Consider the following 23,920-nt stretch of genomic DNA (forward strand, 5'->3'; position numbering starts at 1 on the left):
GATGCAGAACTTTTGGAGCTTGTAGAGCTTGAAGTTCGGGAACTTTTATCCAAATATGATTTCCCAGGCGATGATATTCCAATCGTTAAGGGTTCTGCGTTGGCGGCGCTTGAGGATAAAGATAAAAGCATTGGTGAAGATGCGGTTCGTCTTTTAATGAGTGAAGTTGATAATTATATCCCAACCCCTGAGCGTCCTGTTGATCAACCATTTTTGATGCCGATAGAGGATGTTTTTTCGATTTCGGGTCGTGGGACTGTTGTTACGGGTCGTGTTGAGCGTGGAGTTATTAAAGTTGGAGAGGAGATCGAAATTATCGGTATTCGTCCGACATCTAAAACGACGGTTACGGGTGTTGAAATGTTCCGCAAGCTTTTGGATCAAGGTCAAGCGGGAGATAATATTGGGGCTCTGCTTCGTGGTGTTGACCGTGAAGGGATTGAGCGAGGTCAAGTTTTGGCGAAGCCAGGATCAGTTACGCCTCATACCCGCTTTAAAGCAGAGGCTTATATTTTGACGAAAGATGAAGGTGGTCGTCATACGCCCTTTTTCACGAATTATCGTCCACAGTTTTACTTCCGTACGACGGATGTTACAGGGATTGTTACGCTTCCAGAAGGAACAGAAATGGTTATGCCCGGTGATAATGTTGCCATGGATGTTTCGTTGATCGTTCCAATAGCGATGGAGGAAAAACTTCGTTTTGCTATTCGTGAAGGTGGTCGTACTGTTGGTGCCGGTATCGTCTCTAAGATCATTGAATAAATAATGCTTGTTGAGTGCTTTGATTATTGAAGGCACTTTGTATAACAGGGAAATAAAGAGCATGAACAGTCAGAATATTCGCATTCGCTTGAAAGCGTTTGATCATAGAATTCTTGATACGTCGACGCGTGAGATCGTATCGACTGCTAAACGTACCGGTGCAAATGTCCGTGGTCCCATTCCGCTTCCTACGCGGATTGAGAAGTTTACGGTCAATCGTGGACCGCATATCGATAAGAAAAGTCGTGAGCAGTTTGAGATGCGAACACATAAGCGTCTTCTTGATATTGTTGATCCAACGCCGCAAACAGTGGATGCGCTTATGAAGCTCGATCTTTCTGCTGGTGTGGATGTAGAAATTAAGCTCTGAGGTTTGAGGACAGAAGGAACAGACCCGATGCGTTCAGGTGTAATAGCACAGAAGCTGGGCATGACCCGTATTTATAATGATGCTGGTGAGCATGTGCCGGTGACGGTACTTCGTTTGGAGAATTGTCAAGTCGTTGCTCAGCGTACAGTTGAAAAGAATGGTTATACTGCTGTTCAATTAGGTGTAGGCTTTGCTAAGGTTAAGAATACTTCACAAGCTCTTCGTGGACATTTTGCTAAGGCTTCTGTTGAGCCTAAAGCCAAAATAGCAGAGTTTCGTGTGAGTCCCGACAATCTTCTTGATGTTGGTACTGAGATTACAGTGGAACATTTTGTTCCAGGACAAAGAGTTGATGTGACTGGTACCAGTATTGGTAAGGGGTTTGCTGGTGTTATGAAACGACATAACTTTGGTGGACATCGTGCTTCTCATGGTAATTCGATCACACATCGTGCTCATGGTTCTACAGGGCAGTGCCAAGATCCTGGTAAAGTTTTTAAAGGCAAAAAAATGGCTGGCCATATGGGGCAAGTGCGTGTAACAACACAGAATATTGAAGTTATTTCCACTGATAGTGAGCGTGGTTTAATTTTAGTGCGTGGTGCTGTTTCTGGTTCTAAAGGTTCTTGGATTTTGATACGGGATGCTGTGAAGAAGCGTCTTCCTGATAATGCTCCAAAGCCTGCTGGTATTCGCCGTCTTGTGAAGGAGAAAGCGGAAATGGTTACTCCGGTGACGGAAACCTCTGAAGTTGAGGGAGCCTAATAATGGATCTTGTAATTAAAACTCTTGATGGTAATGAAGCTGGCAAATTAAAGGTTTCTGAAGCTATTTTTGATCTTGTTCCGCGTGAGGATATTTTGCAACGTGTTGTTCGTTGGCAGCTTGCACGTCGTCAGCAGGGAAGTCATCAATCCCAAGGTCGTTCTGATGTGTCGCGAACAGGGGCAAAAATGTTTAAACAGAAAGGAACTGGGCGTGCTCGACATTCATCTGCACGTGCGCCGCAGTTTAGAGGTGGGGGTAAGGCACATGGACCGGTGGTTCGTAGCCATGCGCATGATCTTCCTAAAAAAATTCGTGCTCTTGGATTGCGTCTTGCGTTATCTGCGAAATTAAAAGCAAAAGATTTAATTATTGTGGATGAGTTGACTGTTAAGGATGCTAAAACGAAAATACTTGTTTCTCATTTTTCTAAGCTTGGATTTAATAACGCTCTCTTGATTGGTGGTAAGGAGATTGATATTAACTTTTTTCGTGCAGCCTCTAATATCCCTAATATTGACATTTTGCCTATTCAGGGAATTAATGTTTATGATATTTTGCGTCGCAGCAAACTTGTTTTATCAAAAGCAGCTGTTGAGGCTCTTGAGGAGCGTTTTAAATGACAGATCTTCGCCATTATGATATAATTATTAGTCCAGTTATTACTGAAAAGGCGACTATGATTTCTGAATACAATCAAGTTGCTTTTAATGTCGCGCCGAAAGCGACGAAGCCTGAGATTAAGGCTGCTGTTGAAGCGCTTTTTAGCGTAAAAGTTAAAGCAGTTAACACGATAGTCCGTAAGGGTAAAGTGAAACGTTTCAAAGGTATAGTTGGTCGGCAGAGTGATGTCAAAAAAGCGATCGTAACTCTGGCCAGTGGTCAGACTATCGACGTTTCGACAGGTCTTTAAGAGGCTCGGAGATAGGAATAATGGCACTTAAGCAGTTTAATCCAACGACACCTGGGCAGCGTCAGCTTGTTATTGTGGAACGTTCTTGCCTTTATAAGGGGAAACCTGTAAAGATATTAACTGAAGGTTTGTCTTCAAAGGGTGGACGTAATAATCGCGGTCGTGTTACTGCTCGTTTTCAGGGTGGTGGACATAAACGTAGTTATCGGTTTGTCGACTTTAAGCGTCTTAAACGTGATGTTTCAGCAAAGGTTGAGCGTTTAGAGTATGATCCTAATCGTACCGCTTTTATTGCTTTAATCCGTTATGAGGATGGGCAATTGAGTTATATTCTTGCACCACAGCGTCTTGGTGTTGGTGATTCTGTTATGGCTGGTTTAAATGTAGATGTTAAGCCGGGTAATGCTATGCCTCTTGCTAATATGCCTGTAGGTACAATTATTCATAATGTTGAGATGAAGCCAGGAAAAGGCGGGCAGATTGCACGTTCAGCAGGTGCTTATGCGCAGTTGGTTGGACGAGATCATGGTATGGCTATTCTTCGTTTAAATTCTGGTGAACAGCGTTTGGTTCCCAGTAGCTGTTTTGCAACTGTTGGCGCTGTTTCAAATCCTGATCATGGGAATATTAATGATGGTAAAGCAGGTCGGTCACGTTGGCGTGGTAAGCGTCCACATGTTCGCGGTGTTGCTATGAACCCTGTTGATCATCCACACGGTGGCGGTGAAGGTCGTACATCAGGGGGGCGCCATCCAGTATCTCCTTGGGGTAAACCTACGAAAGGTAAGCGTACGCGCTCTAATAAAGCCACTGATAAGTTTATTATGCGTACGCGTCATCAACGCAAGAAATGAGAAAGGTAGTCTGAAGTGGTTCGTTCAGTTTGGAAAGGTCCGTTTGTTGACGGCTATCTTCTTGGTAAAGCAGAGAAGGTACGTGCAAGTGGGCGCAATGAAGTTATAAAAATATGGAGTCGTCGCTCTACTATTTTGCCGCAATTTGTTGGTTTAACTTTTGGTGTTTACAACGGTAATAAGCACATTCCTGTTTCTGTTTCTGAAGAGATGGTTGGGCATAAGTTTGGTGAGTTCGCTCCTACCCGGACTTATTATGGTCATGGTGCCGATAAAAAAGCAAAGAGGAAGTAGGAATGGGAAAAGCTAAAGTTTCGCGCCAACTTAAAGATAATGAAGCAAGAGCTGTCACGCGGACAATTCGTGTTAGTCCGCAGAAACTTAATTTAGTTGCTGCAATGATTCGTGGTAAAAGAGTTAATGTCGCACTCGCTGATTTGATGTTTTCACGTAAGCGTATTGCTGCTACTGTGAAAAAAACGCTTGAATCAGCAATTGCAAATGCAGAGAATAACCACGATCTTGATATTGATTCGCTTGTTGTGGCGGAAGCTTATGTTGGTAAGTCGATAGTGATGAAGCGCTTTCATGTTCGTGGTCGAGGGCGTGCGAGTAGAATTGAACGTCCATTTTCGCATCTTACTGTTATTGTTCGTGAAGTTACCGAAAAAGTGGAGGCCGCGTAATGGGTCAGAAGATCAATCCAATAGGACTTCGTCTTGGTGTTAATCGGACTTGGGACTCTCGTTGGTATGCTGATAGTGGTGAATATGGACGTCTTCTTCATGAAGATTTGAAAATTCGTTCGTATGTGCTTGAGGAGCTTAAACAGGCGGCTATTTCTAAGGTCGTTATTGAGCGTCCTCATAAAAAGTGTCGTATTACGATTCATTCTGCACGTCCTGGTTTGATTATTGGTAAAAAAGGTGCTGATATCGAAAAGCTTCGTCATAAACTCTCAGAAATGACGGATGCTGAAACTTCATTGAATATTGTGGAGATTCGTAAACCGGAGATTGATGCAACAATTATTGCGCAATCAATTGCTCAACAGTTAGAGCGTCGTGTTGCTTTTCGTCGTGCAATGAAGCGTGCTGTTCAGTCTGCTATGCGTCTTGGTGCGGAAGGTATTCGTATCAATTGTTCTGGCCGTCTTGGTGGTGCTGAAATTGCTCGTATGGAATGGTATCGTGAAGGTCGTGTTCCACTTCATACCTTGCGTTCTGATGTTGATTACGGTACAGCAGAAGCTAAGACCGCTTATGGTATTTGTGGTATTAAAGTTTGGGTCTTTAAGGGTGAGATTCTTGAGCATGATCCGATGGCTTCAGAACGTCGTGCTACGGAAGTTGATCAATCTGGTTCTTCATCGAATCGTCGCCGCGAAAATGCTTAGTTTTTGAGATTGAACTAAATTTTGGAGTAGAGAACAATGTTGCAGCCAAAGCGCACAAAGTTCCGTAAACAGTTCAAAGGCCGTATTCACGGTTTTTCGAAGGGTGGTACGGATTTGAATTTCGGTGCCTACGGTTTGAAGGCTGTTGAGCCGGAGCGGGTTACTGCTCGTCAAATTGAAGCGGCGCGTCGTGCGATTACACGTTATATGAAGCGTTCTGGTCGTGTGTGGATTCGCATTTTTCCAGATCTTCCGGTTACATCTAAACCGACTGAAGTTCGTATGGGTAAAGGTAAGGGAAGTGTTGATTATTGGGCTGCACGTGTTGCTCCTGGGCGCGTCATGTTTGAGCTTGATGGTGTTCCGGAGGATGTTGCACGTGAAGCACTAAGATTGGGTGCTGCAAAGTTGCCTATAAAAACGCGTTTCATCCAGCGTATTGCTGAATAATGAGGTTAAGCGATGAGAGCCACAGAATTACGGGCGCAAACGCTCGATCAAATGAAAGATGAATTGGCTAAGTTAAAGAAAGAGCAATTTAATTTGCGTTTTCAAAAAGCAACAGGTCAATTAGAAAAGACTGCGCGCGTTAGACAAGTTCGTCGTGATATTGCGCGTATTAAAACTTTTCTTCGTCAAAAGATAAGTGAAAGTAAGGTTTAAGGAAATAAGAGATGCCTAAACGCGTTTTGCAGGGTGTTGTTATTAGCGACAAAAGTGATAAGACTGTTGTTGTCAAAGTTGAACGCCGTTATTCTCATCCGCTTCTTAAGAAGACTGTTCGGCAGTCTAAAAATTATAAAGCGCATGACGAAAACAACCAATTCAAGATTGGGGATCAAGTTTCTATTCAAGAATCTAGACCAATTTCGAAAGATAAATGTTGGATTGTTGTAAAAGACAATGTAGCGTAATGAGTTAAGCTTATTGTTTTAGAATTTAACAGTGTGGTTATCATTGATAAATTTGAAGGCGATAACTTTATCGTTATTTGGCAGGCAAATCCGAGTGTGTAAAAGATACAATCGGATATATGTGTTAAGAGAAGGTGGCCAGTCATGATTCAGATGCAAACAAACCTCGACGTTGCTGATAATTCTGGAGCGCGTCGTGTCATGTGCATCAAAGTGTTAGGCGGTTCAAAGCGGAAATATGCTTCGGTCGGTGACATTATTGTTGTTTCGGTTAAGGATGCAATTCCTCGTGGCCGTGTTAAAAAAGGTGATGTTATGAAAGCTGTTGTGGTTCGTACTGCTAAGGATATTCGTCGCGCAGATGGTAGTGTCATTCGTTTTGATAGTAATGCTGCGGTTTTAGTGGATAATAAAAAAGAGCCGATCGGTACGCGTATTTTTGGACCTGTTCCTCGTGAATTGCGTGGTAGGAATCATATGAAGATCATCTCTCTCGCTCCTGAAGTGCTGTAAGGAGTAGATGTTATGCAGAAGATTCGAAAAGGTGATAAAGTTGTTGTTTTATCCGGTAAGGATAAAGGATGTAGTGGTGAAGTAATTAAGGTTAATCCGAAAGATAATAAGGCTTTTGTTCGTGGGGTTAATATGATTAAACGTCATCAACGTCAAACGCAGAAGCAAGAGGCTGGAATTATTTCTAAGGAAGCTCCAATTCATCTGTCTAATTTGGCGATTGCTGATCCTAAAGATGGTAAGCCTACACGTGTAGGTTTTCGTATGAATGCAGATGGTAATAAAGTGCGTTTTGCCAAGCGTTCGGGAGAGTTGATTAATGGCTGAGGAAAGACAAATACCGCGTATGAAAGCGCATTATTTTGAAGTGATCCGTAAAACACTTCAAGAAAAGTTTAATTACAAAAATGCGATGCAAATTCCGCGGATTGATAAAATTGTGATAAATATGGGGATAGGTGAAGCGACTGCTGATTCGAAAAAGCCTTCCCTTGCTGCTGAGGATTTAGGACTTATAACAGGACAGAAGGCCGTTATTACGCGTGCACGTAATTCTATTGCAACCTTTAAGGTTCGTGAAGGAATGCCTCTTGGGGCTAAAGTTACATTGCGTAAAGATCGTATGTTTGAGTTTTTAGATCGTCTTGTTACGATTGCTCTTCCGCGGGTTCGTGACTTTCGTGGTTTAAATCCAAAAAGCTTTGATGGTCGTGGCAATTTTGCTATGGGTATTAAAGAACACATTGTGTTTCCAGAAATTAACTATGATAAAGTTGATCAAATTTGGGGCATGGATATTATCGTTTGTACGACAGCAAAAACGGATGATGAAGCTCGTGAACTATTGCGTGCTTTTAATTTTCCTTTTCGTTCGTAACGGCAAACGTAGCGAGGTGAAATTATGGCCAAAGTAAGTGCCGTTGAAAAAAATAAACGTCGTGAGGTGATGGTGAAGCGTTATGCTGCACGTCGTGCACGTTTGAAAGCAATAGTGATGGATCAGAAGGTTTCTCTTGAAGAACGCTTTAAAGCTTCCGTTCAATTAGCAGAATTGCCACGTAATTCTGCAAAAGTTCGTGTTCGTAATCGCTGTGAGGTTTCAGGTCGTCCACGGGCTTATTACCGTAAGTTAAAAATGTCGCGAATTGCATTGCGTGAACTTGGCTCTGTAGGCCATATCCCTGGTATTGTAAAGTCTAGTTGGTAAGAGGAGATTATTCAATGTCTATGTCAGATCCTCTTGGTGATATGTTAACACGTATTCGTAATGCACTTGGTCGTAAAAAAGGCAAAGTGGTTACTCCGGCTTCGAAGCTTCGTGCACACGTTCTTGATGTTTTGCAGTCAGAAGGTTATATTCGGGGATATAATCGCGTTGATTTAGGTGATGGAAAAGCTGAAATTGAAATCGAGTTGAAGTATTTTGAAGGGTTGGCTGCTATTCGTGAGATTTCACGTGTGTCAAAGCCAGGTCGTCGTGTGTATGTTTCCGCTAAGTCGCTTCCGCAGGTGGCAAATGGTTTAGGTATTTCGATTTTATCGACTCCTAAAGGCGTTATGGCGGATCATGAAGCGCGTGAACAGAATGTTGGTGGAGAACTCCTTTGTCGTGTTTTCTAAGTTATGTCAAGAAAACGGAAGAAAAAGTAGGTTAGAACAATGTCTCGTATTGGAAAGAAACCCATTTCAATTCCTTCTGGAGTTACTGCTACTGTTGAAGGTCAGCTGGTTAAGGCAAAAGGTCCAAAAGGTGAACTCAGTTACGTCGTTAATGATGAAGTCTTAGTCAAACTTGAGGAAAATGTTATATCAGTTGCGCCGCGGGATCAATCAAAAGATGCGCGCTCTAAATGGGGTATGTCGCGCTCAATGATTGAAAACATTTTTTGTGGTGTAAAAGATGGTTTTGAAAAGAGATTGGAAATCAATGGGGTTGGTTATCGTGCTGCTTTGCAGGGTAAGGATGTTCAACTATCTTTAGGTTTTTCGCATGATGTGGTTTATAAAGTTCCATCAGGTGTTACTGTAACTGTTCCTAAGCCCACGGAGATTGTTGTTTCTGGAATTAATAAACAGCAAGTTGGGCAAGTCGCAGCAGAGATTCGCGAGTATCGTAGACCTGAGCCTTATAAGGGTAAAGGCGTTAAACATGCAGATGAACATATCTTCCGTAAAGAAGGTAAAAAGAAATAAGGATTTTGTATTATGGTTTCATCTAAGGACATTATCCGGCGTCGTGCAAGACGTGTTCGTCGTAGGATCAAAATGGTTTCTCATAATCGTCCTCGACTTAGTATTTATCGTTCAAATCAGAATATTTATGCTCAAGTTATCGATGATTTACGGGGATGTACACTTGTTTCAGCTTCTACTCTTGAAAGTGATTTAAAGAAGTCGTTAAAGAGTGGTGCTGATAAAGAAGCTGCCTTTGCTGTTGGTAAGTTAATTGCTGAACGTGCGAAGCAAGTTGGTGTGAGCGACGTGGTTTTTGATCGTGGAGCCTATGTGTACCACGGTCGTGTCAAGGCTTTGGCTGAAGCTGCTCGTGAAGGTGGTTTGAATTTCTAAAATTTCCTCTTTATGAGTGCGTAAGGAGAGTTTAGAGCATTTCATTTAGGTTCTTCTGGTTTGATGAGGAGCTTTATTATCGTGCTTCCGGAAAAGAAAAAGGAATGAGGAATGGCACAAAAAGAACGTAGTGAAAGAGAAGAACGCGATAGTGAGTTTGTCGATAGGCTCGTTCATATTAATCGTGTTGCTAAAGTTGTAAAGGGTGGACGGCGTTTTGGTTTTGCTGCTCTTGTTGTTGTTGGAGATCAAAAAGGGCGTGTGGGTTTTGGTCATGGTAAAGCTCGTGAAGTTCCGGAAGCTGTTCGTAAAGCAACGGAATCTGCAAAGCGTGGGATGATTTATGTTCCGCTTCGGTCTGGACGCACATTGCATCATGATCTTGAAGGTCGTCACGGAGCGGGGCGTGTTTTATTGCGTTCAGCTTCTGCGGGTACTGGGATTATTGCTGGGGGGCCGATGCGGGCTATTTTTGAAGCTCTTGGTATGCAGGATGTTGTTGCAAAATCATTAGGATCTTCGAACCCTTATAACATGGTTCGTGCAACATTTGATGCATTGAAACATCAAATGCATCCTCGAGATATTGCTGCTCAGCGTGGTATAAAATACTCAACTTTGCAGGCGCGTCGTCGCCATTTAGTTGATGTAGAAGGGTAGTTTCTGAGATTATCAGAAAAGGAATTAGGAAATGGTTCAAAAAAAATCTCAGAGTGGTAAAACTGTGATGGTAGAGCAAATTGGAAGCCCTATTCGAAAATCACAGATTCAGCGTGCAACCTTAAAAGGGCTTGGATTAAATAAGATGCGTCGGCGGCGTGTTTTAGAAGATACACTTTGTGTACGGGGTATGATTGCTCAGGTTCGGCATCTTGTTCGCGTTATAGATGAAGATTAAGGGTTGCAGGAGTATTAGATATGAAACTCAATGAACTGCGTGATTGCGAAGGCGCAACAAAAAATCGTAAGCGTGTTGGACGAGGTATTGGCTCGGGTATTGGTAAGACTGGTGGTCGCGGTGTCAAAGGACAAAGGTCACGTTCTGGTGTTTCCCTTAATGGTTTTGAAGGTGGGCAAATGCCTATCTATCGTCGTTTACCGAAACGTGGATTTAAGAATTTCTTCGCCAAAACCTATAATGAAGTTTCTTTGGGACGTATTCAGTCAGCCGTTGATGCAGGAAAGTTGGATATTGAAAAGCCTGTTGATATGATTGCTTTGAAAGAGGCTGGTATTATTCGTCGTAAAAAGGATGGGGTTCGTCTTCTTTCTGATGGTGATTTGAAAGCTAAGATTATCTTTCATGTTTCTGGAGCTTCAGAAGCTACTCGTGTTAAAGTTGAAAAAGTGGGTGGTCAGATTATTTTTCCTGATGTTGTTCAATAATTTTTTTGATATGAGTAGAGATCTGAAGAAGGGTTATATATATTCTGCAAAATGTTTTGTGTGGAATTTTTTAAGTTCCGCATTTATTCTTGTATAAAGATATGAGTTTTAGGGTTATACTTCTGTGATTTAAAGAACTGGAGTGTGAAGTGGAGACGTTTTATGGCATCAGCAGCAGAGCAATTTGCTTCCAATATAAACTTCGGTACCTTTTCGCGTGCAACTGAATTAAAGAAACGCATCTGGTTTACTCTGGCGGCACTTCTTGTCTATCGTTTTGGCACTTATATCTCTCTTCCAGGTATTAATATTGATGCTTTACGGCAAACCTTTGAACATCATGCATCAGGTGTATTAGGACTCTTTAATATGTTTGCAGGAGGTGCTGTTGGGCGTATGGCGATTTTTGCGCTGGGTATCATGCCTTATATCTCAGCATCTATTATTGTACAGTTGTTAACATCTATTATTCCTTCTTTGGAGACTCTTAAAAAAGAAGGGGAATTAGGTCGTAAGATTATTAATCAGTATACGCGTTATGTAACAGTTGTATTGGCAATTCTACAAGCTTTCGGTATCGCGGTTGCGCTTGAAAGCGGTATAGGGACAGGGCTTCAAATTGTTTTAGAACCAGGTCTGATGTTTCGTATCTCTTCTGTTATTACACTTGTTGGTGGGACAATGTTTCTCATGTGGCTTGGCGAGCAAATTACGTCACGCGGTGTTGGTAATGGGGTTTCTCTCATCATTTTTACAGGAATTGTAGCTAACTTTCCTTCTACTTTTGCTCAGCTTTTAACAGCTCATAGCCAAGCTGATTTATCAACTTTTCTTTTAATAGGGATCGTCCTTATTGCTGTTTCGGTTATCGGACTTATTGTTTTTATAGAGCGTGCGCAACGGCGAATTCTTATTCAGTACCCGAAGCGTCAGGTTGGTAATCAAATGTTTCAAGGCGATATGTCGCATCTTCCTTTAAAGTTGAATACTGCTGGTGTTATTCCACCTATTTTTGCTTCATCTTTATTGTTATTACCAGCTACTATTAATAACTTTTCTGATAAAATGCCACAATGGGTTCAGGCTATTTCTTATTCTCTTGGTCATGGACAGCCACTTTATATGATCGTTTATGCATTTTTAATGGCGTTTTTCTGCTTTTTTTATACGGCGATAGTGTTTAATCCAAGTGATACTGCAGATCAGTTGAAAAAACATTCTGGTTTTATTCCAGGGATTCGTCCAGGTGAACGCACAGCCCAATATATTGATTACGTTTTGACACGTATTACTGTTGTGGGGGCACTTTATATCATCTTGGTTTGTTTGTTGCCTGAATTTATGATATCTGCATTACAGGTTCCTTTTTATCTTGGGGGGACGTCCTTGTTGATTGTTGTTACTGTCACACTTGATACAGTTGCTCAAATTCAGGGATACCTTGTTGCTCACCAATATGAAGGGTTGATAAAAAAATCAAAACTTCGTGGAGGTAGAAGGAATCGATGAGGATTATTCTTTTAGGTCCTCCTGGAGCGGGGAAAGGGACGCAAGCTAAAATGTTGACTGAAGAATATAACATTCCTCATTTATCAACAGGAGATATGTTGCGTGAGGTTATTACTAAAGAAACGGAAATTGGTAAAAAAACTAAGAGTATTATAAGCTCTGGTTCTTTAGTTCCTGATAGCATTGTTAACCAAATCGTATCAGATCGGATTGATGAAACTGATTGTATAAATGGTTTTGTTTTGGATGGGTATCCACGAACTGTGCAGCAGGCAGAAGCGTTACAACAGATATTAGAGTTAAAAAACATGCAGCTTGATGCTGTTATTGAGTTACGTGTTGATGAAGACGTGTTGATTGAACGTATGAAGATGCGTGTTCAGGAAACAATAGCGGCTGGTGGACAGGTTCGCTTAGATGACAATCCTGTTGTTTTTGCAAAAAGATTAGTAGAATATCGTGAAAAAACAGCTCCCTTATCAAAATTTTATTCGGAGAGGGGAATGTTAAAGGTCGTTGATGGAATGATTGGTGTTGCTGAAGTGGCACGTATGATTAGAGGGTTTCTTTCATAAGATTTTTTTAGAAGTAAATGAAAAGAGTTGACTTTTGAGATGAAATCTATCACAAATAAATTCAATTTATTTCAGTGAAGTAAGAGGATTCGGAAGAATTTTATTCTGAGTCTATTTTTTTGTAAGGTACATCAGGTATTTGATGCCAATTTGTCAACATAACTAAGGAGAGTGAACGTGGCTCGTATTGCTGGAGTCAATATCCCGACAAATAAGCGTGTAATTATTGCACTTCAATATATCCACGGGATTGGACCAAAATTTGCTCAGGAAATTATTGAACGGGTTGGCATTCCCATAGGGCGTCGTGTGCATGAACTTTCAGATGCCGAAGTGTTGCAGATTCGTGAGGCGATAGATCAGGGCTATCAAGTTGAAGGTGATCTTCGTCGTGAAGTGGCTATGAATGTTAAGCGTTTGATGGACCTTGGTTGTTATCGTGGATTGCGGCATCGTCGGTCTTTGCCTGTCCGAGGACAGCGTACGCATACGAATGCTCGTACGCGTAAGGGGCCTGCTAAGGCAATTGCCGGTAAGAAGAAATAAGGGTATTTGTATAAGGTTTTTTATATATTCTTTTTTTGTTCTATTTGTTTGACAAGGAAAAGTAAGGTGGAGCTGCTGATGTTACGGCAGTGATGAGATCGTTGAAAGGGAAATTATGGCCAAGGAAGCCACACGTGTTCGTCGTCGCGAACGTAAAAATATTTCATCGGGTGTTGTACATATTAATTCAACATTTAATAACACAATGATTACTATTACTGATGCTCAGGGAAATGCGATTGCATGGTCGTCTGCTGGTGCTCAGGGATTTAAAGGGGCCCGTAAATCTACACCTTTTGCCGCTCAAGTTGCTGCGGAAGATTGTGCGAGGAAAGCGCAAGAGCACGGTATGCGTTCTTTGGAAGTTGAAGTTTGTGGTCCTGGCTCAGGGCGTGAATCTGCTCTACGTGCGTTGCAATCTGTTGGTTTTGTCATTACTTCTATTCGTGATGTAACACCAATTCCTCATAATGGATGTCGTCCTCGAAAAAGGCGGCGTGTTTAATTGGGTGTTGTTTTTTTGTTGTCGGAGATTTCTCTGATGTTCACATTGGTCGTTACGATTGAATGGTAACGGAACTAAAGAACGGGAATAAAAATATGATCCAGAAAAACTGGCAGGAACTTATTAAACCCAATAAGGTTGAGTCATGTGCGCATGATAATCCAAATATTACGAGCGTGATTGCTGAACCTCTTGAGCGGGGCTTTGGCTTAACGTTAGGAAATGCGCTTCGTCGTGTCTTGTTATCTTCGCTTCGTGGTGCGGCTATTACTGCTGTGCAGATTGACGGTGTCTTACATGAATTTTCGTCAATTCCTGGTGTTCGTGAAGATGTTACAGATATTATTTTGAATATCAAAGAGATTGCGCTTCGTATGCAAGAAGAGGGGCCTAAGCGTGTCGTTGTTTATAAAGAGGGTCCTGGTGTTGTGAGAGCGGGAGATATCAATACCGTTGGAGATATGGAAATTCTAAATCCAGATCATGTTATTTGTACTCTTGATGAAGATGCTGAAATTCGTATGGAGTTTATTGTTAATACAGGAAAAGGCTATGTTCCATCGGATCGTAATTGTGTTGATGATGCGCGCATAGGACTTATTCCAATTGATAGTCTCTATTCACCAATTCGTAAAGTATCTTACAAGGTAGAAAATACGCGTGAAGGTCAAGTTCTGGATTATGATAAATTAACGTTGACGATTGAAACAAATGGTGCTGTTAATGGAGAAGATGCTGTTGCTTTTGCCGCACGTATTCTTCAAGATCAATTATCATTATTTATTAACTTTGAAGAGCCACAGAAGGAGGCTGTTGAAGAGACTGATTCTGAGCTTTCTTTTAATCCTGCACTTCTCAAAAAAGTGGATGAATTAGAACTTTCAGTTCGTTCAGCAAATTGTCTTAAAAATGATAATATTGTTTATATTGGTGATCTTATTCAAAAAACGGAGACTGAAATGCTTCGGACACCAAATTTTGGTCGCAAATCGTTGAATGAAATTAAAGAAGTTTTGGCGTGTATGGGTTTACATCTTGGGATGGAAATTCCTGCATGGCCGCCTGAAAACATTGATGATCTTGCTAAACGCTATGAAGATCAGTATTAAAATTAGAATTTAAGGAGAGGGCTTATGCGCCATAGTAAGTCAGGCCGCAAGTTGAATCGGACTGCCAGTCACCGTAAAGCGATGTTTGCAAATATGGCAACTTCGTTGATTGAGCATGAGCAGATTGTAACAACATTGCCAAAGGCTAAGGAAATTCGTCCTATTGTTGAAAAACTCGTTACTCTTGGTAAGCGTGGTGGTTTGCATGCGCGTCGACAAGCAATTGCAGCACTTCGTGATGCAGGGAAGGTTGCAAAATTATTTGATACGCTTGCGCCACGTTATGCATCACGCAACGGTGGGTATTTACGTATTATGAAAGCAGGGTTTCGTACCGGTGATAATGCGCCCATGGCTGTTATAGAATTTGTTGATCGTGATGTCGAAGCGAAAGGGGCTGGGGATCGCATTCGTATGGAAGCTTCTGAGAATGAAAAGGAAACTTCTTCGTAAAGTTTTTTTATTCTGTTGAATTTTAAAAGGCCGCCTTGTCTTTGGGCGGTTTTTTTGCGGGAATTTTTAAGTTATTTTACTTGAAATAATAGATGCAGAGAGAAAGTTATAGAATATTGAATTATTTTATTTTTATAATATTTATTGTTTAAATAGGTTGTTTTTATTCTCTATTATGAAATATTAATAGAGGTCCTTAATTTGCGGGGATGTGTTTTTTTAATTCTATTAATTTTCAACAGAATGTGCTGATTTTATAAGGAGTAGATTATGAGGTATTCTTTTTGGGTGCGGCTTTTTTGGGCGATTATGATACCGATATCATTTGATCATGCATATGCTCATATCCCTCAAACACAAAAAGAAATGACTCTTTCATTTGCTCCGTTAGTTAAAAAGACAGTTCCATCTGTTGTAAATATTTATGCAGCTCGACAAATTAGAGCACGATCACCTTTTGAGGGTGATCCATTTTTTGAGCAATTTTTTGGTCGTTTTCAAAATAATTTTCCTGTCCGTAAGCAATCGTCATTAGGATCAGGGGTGATTGTTGATGCACGGGGTTTGATTGTTACAAATTACCACGTCATTAAAGATGCAAGCGAAATTAAAGTGGCTTTTTCTGATGGGCGCGAGTTTGAGAGCAAGATCGTACTCAAAGATGAAGCAACTGATATTGCTGTTCTTGAAGTTGATGCAAAAGATGCTCAATTTCCCGTTTTGCCTTTGGGAAATTCTGATGCTGTTGAAGTTGGTGATCTTGTTCTTGCTATTGGTAATCCTTTTGGTGTTGGTCAAACGGTTACTAGTGGAATTGTTTCAGCGCAAGCGCGTACACGTGTTGGAATTTCTGATTTTGACTTTTTTATTCAAACAGACGCTGCCATTAATCCAGGGAATTCTGGTGGCGCTTTAATTGATATGAAAGGTGAGTTAATCGGGATTAATACGGCTATTTATTCGCGTTCGGGTGGTTCTGTAGGGATTGGTTTTGCTATTCCAGTTAATCTTGTAAAAGTGATGCTTGATACTGTTAAACGCGGTGGAAAATATTTTGTGCCGCCTTATATTGGGGCATCTTTTCAAAATGTTACGCCTGATATTGCTGGTGGGTTAGGTTTAGAACGTCCCTATGGTGCTCTTATTGTTGAAGTTATCAAAGATAGTCCCGCTGAAAAAGCTGGTTTGAAAGTGGGCGATGTCATTTTGAGTGTGCAGGGGATGCGCGTTGATAGTCCAGATAGTCTTGGGTATCGTTTGATGATTGCGGGTATTGGGCATAGTCTTGATTTAGAATATTTACGAAGTGGAAAAACTTTAAAAACACAAATAATGCTTTCATCGATTTCGGAAACTGAATTTTTAAAATCTGAAAAAATTACGGGTGAAAATCCTCTTGCTGGTGCTGAAGTGTTAGATTTAACGCCGCAAAATAGTCGACGTTTTAATCTTCCTATATCTGCAAAAGGTGTTGTGATTACCAATCTTGATGAAATGAGCAATGCTGCTGGAATTTTTCGGTCAGGAGATATTCTACGTGTGATCAATGGCCATAAAATTCAAACAGTTCATCAGTTGAAAAAGATTCTTATGCAAGCTCGTTCGCGTACTTGGCAATTGGAATATGAACGTGATGGTATGTATATTCGCCAATTTATTCGTTGAGGTTTTTTTTGAAGAAAGATTTTTTTACTTCGTCGCTTGATCTTCAAGTTCATAAAAATCGGCCACTTGCAGAAAGAATGCGTCCTTGTTCTCTCAATGATGTTGTGGGGCAAAAGCATTTGATTGGAGAGGATGGTTTGCTTTCACGTATGGCGGCAACTGGCTCAATTGGATCGATGATTTTTTGGGGACCTCCAGGGACGGGAAAAACGACTGTTGCACGTTTGTTAGCCCTTGAAACAAATTTCGCGTTTGAGCAGGTTTCTGCTATTTTTACCGGAGTTTCTGAACTTAAAAAGATTTTTGAAGTTGCGCAGAGGCGTTTTATATCTGGGGATAAAACACTTCTTTTTGTTGATGAAATTCATCGGTTTAATCGTGCTCAGCAGGATAGTTTTCTTTCTGTGATGGAAGAGGGTACTGTGGTACTTATAGGCGCAACAACCGAAAATCCTTCTTTTGAACTGAATGCTGCCCTTCTTTCGCGTGCACGTGTTTTAACATTTCTTTCTCATGATCATGAAAGTTTGAACCTGCTTTTGAGGCGTGCTGAAGAAGTTGAGGAAAAAACTCTTCCCTTGGATAATGATGCCAGAGACGTTTTGATAGAGATGTCTGATGGTGATGCGCGGGTTGCGTTAACATTGGCAGAGGAAGTTTGGTCTATTGCACCATTGGGAGAGGTTCTTGATGTTGTTGCTTTGCAAAAAGTTATTCAGCGTCGTGCGCCCATTTATGATAAAGGACGAGATGGGCATTATAATCTCATTTCAGCGTTGCATAAATCCGTTCGTGGATCTGATCCTGATGCTGCGCTTTATTATTTGGCACGTATGTTGGATGCTGGTGAAGATCCTCTCTATATTGGGCGAAGGTTGGTTCGTATGGCTGTTGAAGATGTTGGTTTGGCGGATCCTCAAGCTCTTATCATTTGTAATGCAGCAAAAGATGCCTATGATTATTTAGGATCACCAGAAGGAGAATTGGCTTTGGCGCAAGCATGTCTTTATGTTGCAACTGCGCCAAAGTCAAATGCAGCATATCTTGCGTATAAAGCAGCACTGCGTTGTGCGCGCAAAAATGGCTCTTTACCACCCCCTAAGCATATTCTTAATGCTCCTACGAAATTTATGAAAGAAGAAGGGTATGGAAGTGGTTATTGTTATGACCATGATGAACCAGACGCTTTTTCAGGACAAGAATATTTTCCCGAAAAACTTGGGCGTCAGAGTTATTATAAACCAGTTGAGCGTGGTTTTGAGCGTGAAATTGTGAAACGTCTTGAGTGGTGGCAACAGTTGCGCAAAAAACGTAAAGATCAAAATAAAATTTGAGTTGAAATATGTTTTTTATTAATCTCAGATTTATTTTTTATCTCTTATGTTATTATATGAGAAATTTAGTTTATATTTTAAACATTTATTGCATTGCTTGTAGAGATTTTTTTTGATATCTTCAAAATTGCATATTTTTTCAAATTTAAATATGTCATTCAACTTTTAAGCTGCTTTATTTTTTTTGGTTTTTATTAAATAATATATTAACTTATAATGATAATTGACTGTTTCGTAAGTTGAATGAAAGTTTCAAATACCGTAAATTTCTCTCATCCCAAGTCCGTTATTTGTTGAAGCAATCAGGTTATTCGGTTGCATGTTACAAGCAGGATTAGCGTGTGATAAAAACCGTACAAGAAAGGACTAAAAATTCCTCTTATGAATCGTCTCAAATGCCGAGAGCTGTCGCAACCTTAGGGGATGATAAATAGTGTGATGGTGCCAGCTTTCTCCTTCTATAGTGTAAAGATGGTGGCGTCAAAAAGTCTTACAGTATACCACATTCATAGGTGTTGTCACGAAGTGAGCTTGGAAGTTTTGAGAGGTGTTTCTTAAATTAAGTGTATGAATACGCAACACAATGGCGTTTTGTTCTTCGATGCAATATGGTGTGATTTTAATTGGTGATGCGTTTTTATGTGATCAATAGCGGGAGAATTCTTAGTCTCTCAAGTATTTAATCAAAGGGATAAGCAGAAGGGCTATAGAACATTGTGTTGAAATTTAAATTGTTCCTTTTCTAGAGAGATATAAATGTGTTAACTTGCTCTCTTAGGAAGTATTGTTTTATTAGAATTTATTTTTTGTGTCATAAGATAAGCAATGCCAATTCTTTATTGTGATAGTCATGAATGTTTATGGACATAATGTGGAGATAGGAATGCAAATAGTCTGTGAAAATCTAAACTCAAGACTTTAGTTAAATTAAAAGTACAGTGTAAAATTTAAGTGTTAGATTATTTATGAATTCGGTCAAGGATATAATCGTGGATAAAACAAAAGCTCTCGATGCTGCTCTCTCACAAATTGAACGTTCTTTTGGTAAAGGCTCGATTATGCGTCTTGGGCAAAAAGAGCAGGTTGTTGAAATTGAAACAGTTCCAACAGGGTCATTATCCTTGGATATTGCTTTAGGGATTGGTGGATTACCCAAGGGGCGCATTGTTGAGATTTATGGACCAGAAAGTTCTGGGAAAACAACATTGGCTCTCCATGCTATTGCTGAGGCACAGAAAAGTGGTGGGATTTGTGCTTTTATTGATGCAGAGCATGCACTTGATCCTATTTATGCGCGTAAGCTTGGTGTTGATTTAGAAAATTTGTTCATTTCTCAACCAGATACTGGTGAACAGGCATTGGAAATTACAGAGACGTTGGTTCGTTCTGGTGCAGTTGATGTGCTTGTTGTGGATTCTGTTGCAGCTTTAACACCGCGTGCGGAAATCGATGGTGAAATGGGGGATGCTTTGCCTGGATTGCAAGCGCGATTGATGAGTAAAGCATTGCGAAAATTAACAGCAGCGATTTTTCGCTCTAATTGTATGGTTGTTTTTATTAATCAAATTCGCATGAAAATTGGGGTGATGTTTGGTTCGCCTGAAACAACAACAGGGGGAAACGCTTTAAAGTTTTATGCTTCTGTTCGTTTGGATATTCGTCGCATTGGGTCTATTAAAGATAGGGATGCAATCGTTGGTAATCAGACGCGTGTTAAAGTGGTGAAAAATAAATTGGCACCTCCGTTCAAACAGGTTGAGTTTGATATTATTTATGGTGAAGGCATTTCTAAGGTAGGTGAATTGATTGATTTGGGTGTTAAGGTTGGTATTGTGGAAAAATCTGGTGCATGGTTTTCTTATAATTCTCAGCGTTTAGGACAGGGGCGTGAAAATGCAAAGCAGTTTTTACGTGAACATGCGGAAGTTGCTACAGAAATTGAAGCAGCTTTGCGCCAAAATGCTGGTTTGATTGCCATTGAATTGTTAGAAAATGCAGGTTCAGAAAATACAGAGAGCGATGAAGCCATTTGATGGAGCGTTTTTTCATCTATAATTTTTTTCATTTAAGATTTTTTCTGTTTTTATTTGTTTGAGTTTTTAAATATACAGTCATTTTTTCTCAATTTTTTTGAACAAATATTCTATTCTTTGATTAAATTGACTCCATGCGTGGCAAAGAGGATATTTAATGAGGGGGATTTTTCTTTTATGGTTTTGTACTGTATTGAGCAGGTGTCGATATGAATAGTGTTAATAACATTCGGTCAACATTTTTGGATTATTTTCATCGTAATGGGCATAAAGTTCTTTCTTCTAGCCCACTTGTTCCACGTAATGATCCTACACTTATGTTTACAAATGCAGGAATGGTGCAGTTTAAAAATGTTTTTACTGGACTTGAAAAGCCCCCTTATAAGCAGGCAACAACGGCACAAAAATGTGTTCGTGCGGGTGGAAAGCATAATGATCTTGATAATGTTGGTTATACGGCACGCCATCATACATTTTTTGAAATGCTGGGTAATTTTTCTTTCGGTGATTATTTTAAAGAAGAAGCTATTTTTTTGTCATGGAACCTTTTAACAAAAGAATTTTGCCTGCCAAAAGATAAACTGTTGGTGACAGTTTATCAGAGTGATGATGTTGCTGCTGAACTATGGCGTAAAATTTCAGGTCTTCCAGATGAAAAAATTGTCCGTATTGCGACGGCTGATAATTTTTGGGCGATGGGCGATACAGGACCCTGCGGTCCTTGTTCAGAGATTTTTTATGATCATGGTGATGAAATCTGGGGGGGGCCTCCTGGAAGTGCTCATGAAGATGGGGATCGCTTTATTGAGATTTGGAATCTTGTTTTTATGCAGTATGAGCAGATTTCCAAGGAAGAACGTGTTGATTTACCTCATCCTTCTATTGATACAGGCATGGGGTTAGAGCGTATTGCTGCTGTTTTACAGGGTGTTCATGATAATTATGACATTGATCTTTTTCGTGCATTAATTGCTGCTTCAGAAGAAATTACAGGGATTGAGGCAAAGGGTGATTTTATTGCCAGCCATCGTGTCATTGCTGATCATCTTCGCTCGTGCGCATTTTTGATTGCTGATGGTGTTCTTCCTTCCAACGAAGGAAGAGGATATGTTTTACGTCGCATTATGCGTCGTGCTATGCGTCATGCCCATCTTCTTGGTGCTAAAGAGCCTTTAATGTGGCGGCTTTTGCCTGCTTTAATTCGCGAAATGGGACAAGCCTATCCTGAATTAGTGCGTGCTGAGTCTTTGATTTCAGAAATTTTGAAGTTAGAAGAAATACGCTTTCGTAAAACACTTGAACGAGGACTTGGTTTGTTAAATGAAGCGAGTAGTCTTCTTAAAGAGGGAGATCATTTAAATGGTGAAGTTGCTTTCAAGCTTTATGATACCTATGGTTTTCCGCTTGATTTGACGCAAGATATGCTTCGGCGTCGCGGAATATCTGTTGATGTTGATGCTTTTGATAAAGCGATGGAACACCAAAAAGAGGAAGCGCGTGCTCATTGGTCTGGTTCTGGTGAAGCTATAACGGAGACAATTTGGTTTTCTGTTCGTGATAAGGTAGGGGCGACAGAATTTTTAGGTTATGAAACAGAAAAAGCTGAAGGCATTCTTACAGCTCTTGTGTGTGATGGTAAAATTGTTGATCATATTTCTTCGGGGCAAAAAGCTATTCTTGTGGTAAATCAGACTCCTTTTTATGGTGAATCTGGCGGGCAAATTGGTGATAGCGGTATCATTTCTAGTGAAGATTTTGTTTTTGAGGTGCATGATACTCAGAAAAAGGGTGATGGTGTTTTTATCCATATTGGAGAAGTAAAATCTGGTCAGGCATCGAGGTCTGATTGTGTAGAATTAACCGTTGATGGTATTCGTCGTAAAAAAATTCGTGCAAATCATTCTGCTACCCATTTATTACACGAGGCTTTACGGCAAATATTGGGGGACCATGTTACTCAAAAGGGCTCTCTTGTATCGCCAGATCGGTTACGTTTTGATTTTTCTCATCCAAAGTCTGTTTCTTTGGAAGAATTGAAAAAAATAGAAGATTTAGCCAATGAGATTGTTTTGCAAAATAGTAAGGTCGTAACGCATCTCATGGACGTGGATGAAGCCATTTCTAAAGGAGCCATGGCATTATTTGGTGAAAAATATGGTGATGAAGTTCGCGTTGTTTCTATGGGGAAACAGTGTCACCTAGAGGGATTAAAAAAGCATTGGTCAATAGAGCTTTGTGGGGGCACACATGTGGAGCGAACAGGCGATATTGGTTTGATCCATATTGTTTCTGAAAGTTCTGTTTCAGCAGGAGTACGTCGTATTGAAGCCTTAACTGGCCAAGAAGCACGTTTTTATCTTTGTCGCCAAGATGAGCGTATTCATGAGATCGCTGATCTTTTAAAAACGTCTTCTTCTGGTTTAGAAGAACGGGTGCGAATTTTGCTTGATGATCGTCGTAAACTTGAAAAAGAGTTGAATGATGTACGCAAAAAAATGGTGTTGAGTGGTGGTATAACAGAAAGTAGTCAAGATGATATTACCATCATTAATGGGCTTTCTTTTCTCGGACGCATTGTCAAAAATATTTTACCACGGGATCTTAAGGCATTCGTCGATTCTGGAAAAAAACAAATTGAGTCTGGAGTCGTTGCTTTTATTAGTGTTTCGGAGGATGGAAAAGGCAGTGCTGTTGTTGGCGTTACGGATGATTTAACGGATAAGTTGAATGCTGTTGATCTCGTTCGTATTCTTTCAGTTGTGCTTGGTGGTCGAGGTGGTGGTGGTCGTCCTGATATGGCGCAGGCTGGTGGTCCTGAGGGTAACAAGGCTGGTGAGGCATTTGCAGCACTAAAAGATTTTCTTGAAAAAATTTAAAAAGCAAAATCTTTTCTCATCGGTGTTTTTTATATTTTTATGTTGGATTGGTGTATAAGTATCACGAGTATCTGTCCGATGTCTTGCTGAAATCCAGATATAGCGTAATGGGGGCTTGTACAAAATTGTTAGAGATAAAAACAGTGTTTATCTTTATCATCATTGTTTCATTTGATTTTATGTTTTTCAAGAATTTTGGGAGTTACCTTTCAAAATAAGAAAGATTATGCAGCATTTTACACTTTGCTTTGTAGTATATTTTTACGAAGAAGAGCAGTCATTGTGTGGCTCTTACAGATTTTTTTAAAGAAACATCTCTATCCTATTTTATAAAAAGGAATATCGCATAAATTTAAAGAGGTATATTAATGTCTGATTTATTATGATGCTATTTACTCAATATATTGATTTATAATGATAATTTATTTTTATATCTTGAGTAAGAGCTCCAAATATTCGTAGGATTTTCTCATTTTAAATCTATGTATATTGAATCAATCAAAACCATTCACAAGAATTGTTGTGAAAAATAGGCTTAGGAGTATTGAGAAATATTTCTTAAAAAAGCACGTGATGAATGTACAACACAATGACATTTTGTTCTTGGCGAGGGGATGATTCTACAAAAAACATGATAAACAAAAGTGTGAAGCAATACGTCATATCCATTATTAAAAAAACACTGTTTTAGATAGTTTTGAAAGTTGTAAAGCTGAGTTAAAAGAAGATGGTAAAACTGGAAGCTTTTTTACCTTTGCATTTTCCTTAAATTCGATTGTATACTCATTAATATGCAAAGATATACGCAATAATTTTGTTTCAATCGAGTAAAATTTCAACAGTAGAAAAAGTGCGAAATTTTGTTTTAATA

The 23,920-nt window shown here is 40.1% G+C and carries 32 protein-coding genes; all 32 read left to right on the plus strand.

What is annotated here, in order from left to right; all coding sequences use genetic code 11:
* The coding region (locus ACFIM1_RS05675) for an elongation factor Tu (RefSeq protein WP_375609443.1) at positions 1-765 on the plus strand (765 nt) is incomplete at its 5' end.
* Positions 766-826: 61 nt separating this feature from the next.
* A complete protein-coding gene (rpsJ, locus tag ACFIM1_RS05680) occupies positions 827-1,135 on the plus strand; it encodes a 30S ribosomal protein S10 (RefSeq protein WP_005773267.1) in 309 nt (102 codons plus the stop codon).
* Positions 1,136-1,162: 27 nt separating this feature from the next.
* A complete protein-coding gene (rplC, locus tag ACFIM1_RS05685) occupies positions 1,163-1,900 on the plus strand; it encodes a 50S ribosomal protein L3 (protein WP_273791404.1) in 738 nt (245 codons plus the stop codon).
* Between the two features lie 2 nt (positions 1,901-1,902).
* Positions 1,903-2,523, plus strand: a complete 621-nt coding sequence (gene rplD, locus ACFIM1_RS05690) for a 50S ribosomal protein L4 (protein ID WP_375609444.1) — start codon at positions 1,903-1,905, stop codon at positions 2,521-2,523.
* Positions 2,520-2,813 (plus strand): 50S ribosomal protein L23, encoded by a 294-nt coding sequence (locus tag ACFIM1_RS05695; RefSeq protein WP_375606718.1) that lies wholly within the window; start codon positions 2,520-2,522, stop codon positions 2,811-2,813. The genes rplD and ACFIM1_RS05695 overlap by 4 nt, the downstream gene beginning before the upstream one ends.
* A gap of 20 nt (positions 2,814-2,833) precedes the next feature.
* On the plus strand, positions 2,834-3,667 hold the full coding sequence (rplB, locus tag ACFIM1_RS05700; protein ID WP_375609445.1) for a 50S ribosomal protein L2: 834 nt from the start codon (positions 2,834-2,836) through the stop codon (positions 3,665-3,667).
* A gap of 15 nt (positions 3,668-3,682) precedes the next feature.
* A complete protein-coding gene (gene rpsS, locus ACFIM1_RS05705) occupies positions 3,683-3,961 on the plus strand; it encodes a 30S ribosomal protein S19 (RefSeq protein WP_004855734.1) in 279 nt (92 codons plus the stop codon).
* A gap of 2 nt (positions 3,962-3,963) precedes the next feature.
* The gene (gene rplV / locus ACFIM1_RS05710) at positions 3,964-4,353 is read left to right on the plus strand and encodes a 50S ribosomal protein L22 (protein WP_273791407.1); all 390 of its coding nucleotides are present in this window, start codon (positions 3,964-3,966) and stop codon (positions 4,351-4,353) included.
* Complete coding sequence (gene rpsC, locus ACFIM1_RS05715) at positions 4,353-5,063, plus strand: 30S ribosomal protein S3 (RefSeq protein ID WP_375606716.1); 711 nt, start codon at positions 4,353-4,355, stop codon at positions 5,061-5,063. Before rplV ends, rpsC begins: the two co-directional genes overlap by 1 nt.
* Positions 5,064-5,099: 36 nt before the next feature.
* Complete coding sequence (gene rplP / locus ACFIM1_RS05720; protein WP_375606715.1) at positions 5,100-5,513, plus strand: 50S ribosomal protein L16; 414 nt, start codon at positions 5,100-5,102, stop codon at positions 5,511-5,513.
* A 12-nt stretch (positions 5,514-5,525) separates the two neighbouring features.
* On the plus strand, positions 5,526-5,726 hold the full coding sequence (gene rpmC, locus ACFIM1_RS05725; protein WP_375606714.1) for a 50S ribosomal protein L29: 201 nt from the start codon (positions 5,526-5,528) through the stop codon (positions 5,724-5,726).
* Positions 5,727-5,737: 11 nt separating this feature from the next.
* A complete protein-coding gene (rpsQ, locus tag ACFIM1_RS05730) occupies positions 5,738-5,977 on the plus strand; it encodes a 30S ribosomal protein S17 (RefSeq protein WP_012231991.1) in 240 nt (79 codons plus the stop codon).
* A 144-nt stretch (positions 5,978-6,121) separates the two neighbouring features.
* Positions 6,122-6,490, plus strand: coding sequence for a 50S ribosomal protein L14 (rplN, locus tag ACFIM1_RS05735; RefSeq protein WP_004855715.1), 369 nt, complete (start codon positions 6,122-6,124; stop codon positions 6,488-6,490).
* 12 nt (positions 6,491-6,502) lie between these two features.
* Positions 6,503-6,817 (plus strand): 50S ribosomal protein L24, encoded by a 315-nt coding sequence (gene rplX / locus ACFIM1_RS05740; protein WP_273760562.1) that lies wholly within the window; start codon positions 6,503-6,505, stop codon positions 6,815-6,817.
* Positions 6,810-7,367: a 50S ribosomal protein L5 gene (rplE, locus tag ACFIM1_RS05745; RefSeq protein ID WP_375606713.1), complete on the plus strand. Its 558-nt coding sequence runs from the start codon at positions 6,810-6,812 to the stop codon at positions 7,365-7,367. The genes rplX and rplE overlap by 8 nt, the downstream gene beginning before the upstream one ends.
* Positions 7,368-7,391: 24 nt before the next feature.
* Positions 7,392-7,697, plus strand: a complete 306-nt coding sequence (gene rpsN, locus ACFIM1_RS05750; protein ID WP_375606712.1) for a 30S ribosomal protein S14 — start codon at positions 7,392-7,394, stop codon at positions 7,695-7,697.
* Between the two features lie 14 nt (positions 7,698-7,711).
* On the plus strand, positions 7,712-8,110 hold the full coding sequence (gene rpsH / locus ACFIM1_RS05755) for a 30S ribosomal protein S8 (protein WP_375606711.1): 399 nt from the start codon (positions 7,712-7,714) through the stop codon (positions 8,108-8,110).
* 39 nt (positions 8,111-8,149) lie between these two features.
* A complete protein-coding gene (gene rplF / locus ACFIM1_RS05760; RefSeq protein ID WP_375608622.1) occupies positions 8,150-8,683 on the plus strand; it encodes a 50S ribosomal protein L6 in 534 nt (177 codons plus the stop codon).
* 12 nt (positions 8,684-8,695) lie between these two features.
* Positions 8,696-9,058, plus strand: a complete 363-nt coding sequence (gene rplR / locus ACFIM1_RS05765; protein WP_375608623.1) for a 50S ribosomal protein L18 — start codon at positions 8,696-8,698, stop codon at positions 9,056-9,058.
* 111 nt (positions 9,059-9,169) lie between these two features.
* Positions 9,170-9,718 carry a 30S ribosomal protein S5 gene (gene rpsE / locus ACFIM1_RS05770; protein ID WP_375609446.1) on the plus strand — a complete coding sequence of 183 codons (549 nt, stop codon included), beginning with the start codon at positions 9,170-9,172 and terminating at the stop codon, positions 9,716-9,718.
* A 31-nt stretch (positions 9,719-9,749) separates the two neighbouring features.
* Positions 9,750-9,956, plus strand: coding sequence for a 50S ribosomal protein L30 (gene rpmD, locus ACFIM1_RS05775; protein WP_375606709.1), 207 nt, complete (start codon positions 9,750-9,752; stop codon positions 9,954-9,956).
* 20 nt (positions 9,957-9,976) lie between these two features.
* A complete protein-coding gene (gene rplO / locus ACFIM1_RS05780; RefSeq protein ID WP_375606708.1) occupies positions 9,977-10,444 on the plus strand; it encodes a 50S ribosomal protein L15 in 468 nt (155 codons plus the stop codon).
* 162 nt (positions 10,445-10,606) lie between these two features.
* Entirely contained in the window at positions 10,607-11,953 is a 1,347-nt protein-coding gene (gene secY, locus ACFIM1_RS05785) for a preprotein translocase subunit SecY (RefSeq protein WP_375609486.1), read from the plus strand.
* The gene (locus tag ACFIM1_RS05790; protein WP_375608625.1) at positions 11,950-12,528 is read left to right on the plus strand and encodes an adenylate kinase; all 579 of its coding nucleotides are present in this window, start codon (positions 11,950-11,952) and stop codon (positions 12,526-12,528) included. The genes secY and ACFIM1_RS05790 overlap by 4 nt, the downstream gene beginning before the upstream one ends.
* 177 nt (positions 12,529-12,705) lie before the next feature.
* Positions 12,706-13,074, plus strand: a complete 369-nt coding sequence (gene rpsM, locus ACFIM1_RS05795) for a 30S ribosomal protein S13 (protein WP_375608626.1) — start codon at positions 12,706-12,708, stop codon at positions 13,072-13,074.
* 115 nt (positions 13,075-13,189) lie between these two features.
* A complete protein-coding gene (gene rpsK / locus ACFIM1_RS05800; protein ID WP_007347762.1) occupies positions 13,190-13,579 on the plus strand; it encodes a 30S ribosomal protein S11 in 390 nt (129 codons plus the stop codon).
* Positions 13,580-13,674: 95 nt separating this feature from the next.
* Positions 13,675-14,688, plus strand: coding sequence for a DNA-directed RNA polymerase subunit alpha (locus ACFIM1_RS05805; RefSeq protein WP_375609447.1), 1,014 nt, complete (start codon positions 13,675-13,677; stop codon positions 14,686-14,688).
* A gap of 24 nt (positions 14,689-14,712) precedes the next feature.
* A complete protein-coding gene (rplQ, locus tag ACFIM1_RS05810) occupies positions 14,713-15,141 on the plus strand; it encodes a 50S ribosomal protein L17 (RefSeq protein WP_375606705.1) in 429 nt (142 codons plus the stop codon).
* A gap of 270 nt (positions 15,142-15,411) precedes the next feature.
* Complete coding sequence (locus tag ACFIM1_RS05815) at positions 15,412-16,806, plus strand: DegQ family serine endoprotease (protein ID WP_375609448.1); 1,395 nt, start codon at positions 15,412-15,414, stop codon at positions 16,804-16,806.
* 8 nt (positions 16,807-16,814) lie between these two features.
* Positions 16,815-18,140, plus strand: coding sequence for a replication-associated recombination protein A (locus tag ACFIM1_RS05820; RefSeq protein WP_375609449.1), 1,326 nt, complete (start codon positions 16,815-16,817; stop codon positions 18,138-18,140).
* Positions 18,141-19,129: 989 nt separating this feature from the next.
* On the plus strand, positions 19,130-20,173 hold the full coding sequence (recA, locus tag ACFIM1_RS05825; RefSeq protein ID WP_375606702.1) for a recombinase RecA: 1,044 nt from the start codon (positions 19,130-19,132) through the stop codon (positions 20,171-20,173).
* A gap of 209 nt (positions 20,174-20,382) precedes the next feature.
* Positions 20,383-23,049, plus strand: a complete 2,667-nt coding sequence (gene alaS, locus ACFIM1_RS05830) for an alanine--tRNA ligase (RefSeq protein WP_375609450.1) — start codon at positions 20,383-20,385, stop codon at positions 23,047-23,049.
* Positions 23,050-23,920: the final 871 nt, after the last annotated feature.

The sequence above is a fragment of the Bartonella sp. AC158YNML genome (assembly GCF_042196725.1).
Taxonomy (GTDB): Bacteria; Pseudomonadota; Alphaproteobacteria; order Rhizobiales; family Rhizobiaceae; genus Bartonella.

Bases quoted from the DNA above. Each gene is read 5' to 3' on its own strand.
- rpsJ (WP_005773267.1), top strand. From the start codon at position 827: ATGAACAGTCAGAATATTCGCATTCGCTTGAAAGCGTTTGATCATAGA.
- rplC (WP_273791404.1), top strand. From the start codon at position 1,163: ATGCGTTCAGGTGTAATAGCACAGAAGCTGGGCATGACCCGTATTTAT.
- rplD (WP_375609444.1), top strand. From the start codon at position 1,903: ATGGATCTTGTAATTAAAACTCTTGATGGTAATGAAGCTGGCAAATTA.
- ACFIM1_RS05695 (WP_375606718.1), top strand. From the start codon at position 2,520: ATGACAGATCTTCGCCATTATGATATAATTATTAGTCCAGTTATTACT.
- rplB (WP_375609445.1), top strand. From the start codon at position 2,834: ATGGCACTTAAGCAGTTTAATCCAACGACACCTGGGCAGCGTCAGCTT.
- rplV (WP_273791407.1), top strand. From the start codon at position 3,964: ATGGGAAAAGCTAAAGTTTCGCGCCAACTTAAAGATAATGAAGCAAGA.
- rpsC (WP_375606716.1), top strand. From the start codon at position 4,353: ATGGGTCAGAAGATCAATCCAATAGGACTTCGTCTTGGTGTTAATCGG.
- rplP (WP_375606715.1), top strand. From the start codon at position 5,100: ATGTTGCAGCCAAAGCGCACAAAGTTCCGTAAACAGTTCAAAGGCCGT.
- rpmC (WP_375606714.1), top strand. From the start codon at position 5,526: ATGAGAGCCACAGAATTACGGGCGCAAACGCTCGATCAAATGAAAGAT.
- rpsQ (WP_012231991.1), top strand. From the start codon at position 5,738: ATGCCTAAACGCGTTTTGCAGGGTGTTGTTATTAGCGACAAAAGTGAT.
- rplN (WP_004855715.1), top strand. From the start codon at position 6,122: ATGATTCAGATGCAAACAAACCTCGACGTTGCTGATAATTCTGGAGCG.
- rplX (WP_273760562.1), top strand. From the start codon at position 6,503: ATGCAGAAGATTCGAAAAGGTGATAAAGTTGTTGTTTTATCCGGTAAG.
- rplE (WP_375606713.1), top strand. From the start codon at position 6,810: ATGGCTGAGGAAAGACAAATACCGCGTATGAAAGCGCATTATTTTGAA.
- rpsN (WP_375606712.1), top strand. From the start codon at position 7,392: ATGGCCAAAGTAAGTGCCGTTGAAAAAAATAAACGTCGTGAGGTGATG.
- rpsH (WP_375606711.1), top strand. From the start codon at position 7,712: ATGTCTATGTCAGATCCTCTTGGTGATATGTTAACACGTATTCGTAAT.
- rplF (WP_375608622.1), top strand. From the start codon at position 8,150: ATGTCTCGTATTGGAAAGAAACCCATTTCAATTCCTTCTGGAGTTACT.
- rplR (WP_375608623.1), top strand. From the start codon at position 8,696: ATGGTTTCATCTAAGGACATTATCCGGCGTCGTGCAAGACGTGTTCGT.
- rpsE (WP_375609446.1), top strand. From the start codon at position 9,170: ATGGCACAAAAAGAACGTAGTGAAAGAGAAGAACGCGATAGTGAGTTT.
- rpmD (WP_375606709.1), top strand. From the start codon at position 9,750: ATGGTTCAAAAAAAATCTCAGAGTGGTAAAACTGTGATGGTAGAGCAA.
- rplO (WP_375606708.1), top strand. From the start codon at position 9,977: ATGAAACTCAATGAACTGCGTGATTGCGAAGGCGCAACAAAAAATCGT.
- secY (WP_375609486.1), top strand. From the start codon at position 10,607: ATGGCATCAGCAGCAGAGCAATTTGCTTCCAATATAAACTTCGGTACC.
- ACFIM1_RS05790 (WP_375608625.1), top strand. From the start codon at position 11,950: ATGAGGATTATTCTTTTAGGTCCTCCTGGAGCGGGGAAAGGGACGCAA.
- rpsK (WP_007347762.1), top strand. From the start codon at position 13,190: ATGGCCAAGGAAGCCACACGTGTTCGTCGTCGCGAACGTAAAAATATT.
- ACFIM1_RS05805 (WP_375609447.1), top strand. From the start codon at position 13,675: ATGATCCAGAAAAACTGGCAGGAACTTATTAAACCCAATAAGGTTGAG.
- rplQ (WP_375606705.1), top strand. From the start codon at position 14,713: ATGCGCCATAGTAAGTCAGGCCGCAAGTTGAATCGGACTGCCAGTCAC.
- ACFIM1_RS05815 (WP_375609448.1), top strand. From the start codon at position 15,412: ATGAGGTATTCTTTTTGGGTGCGGCTTTTTTGGGCGATTATGATACCG.
- alaS (WP_375609450.1), top strand. From the start codon at position 20,383: ATGAATAGTGTTAATAACATTCGGTCAACATTTTTGGATTATTTTCAT.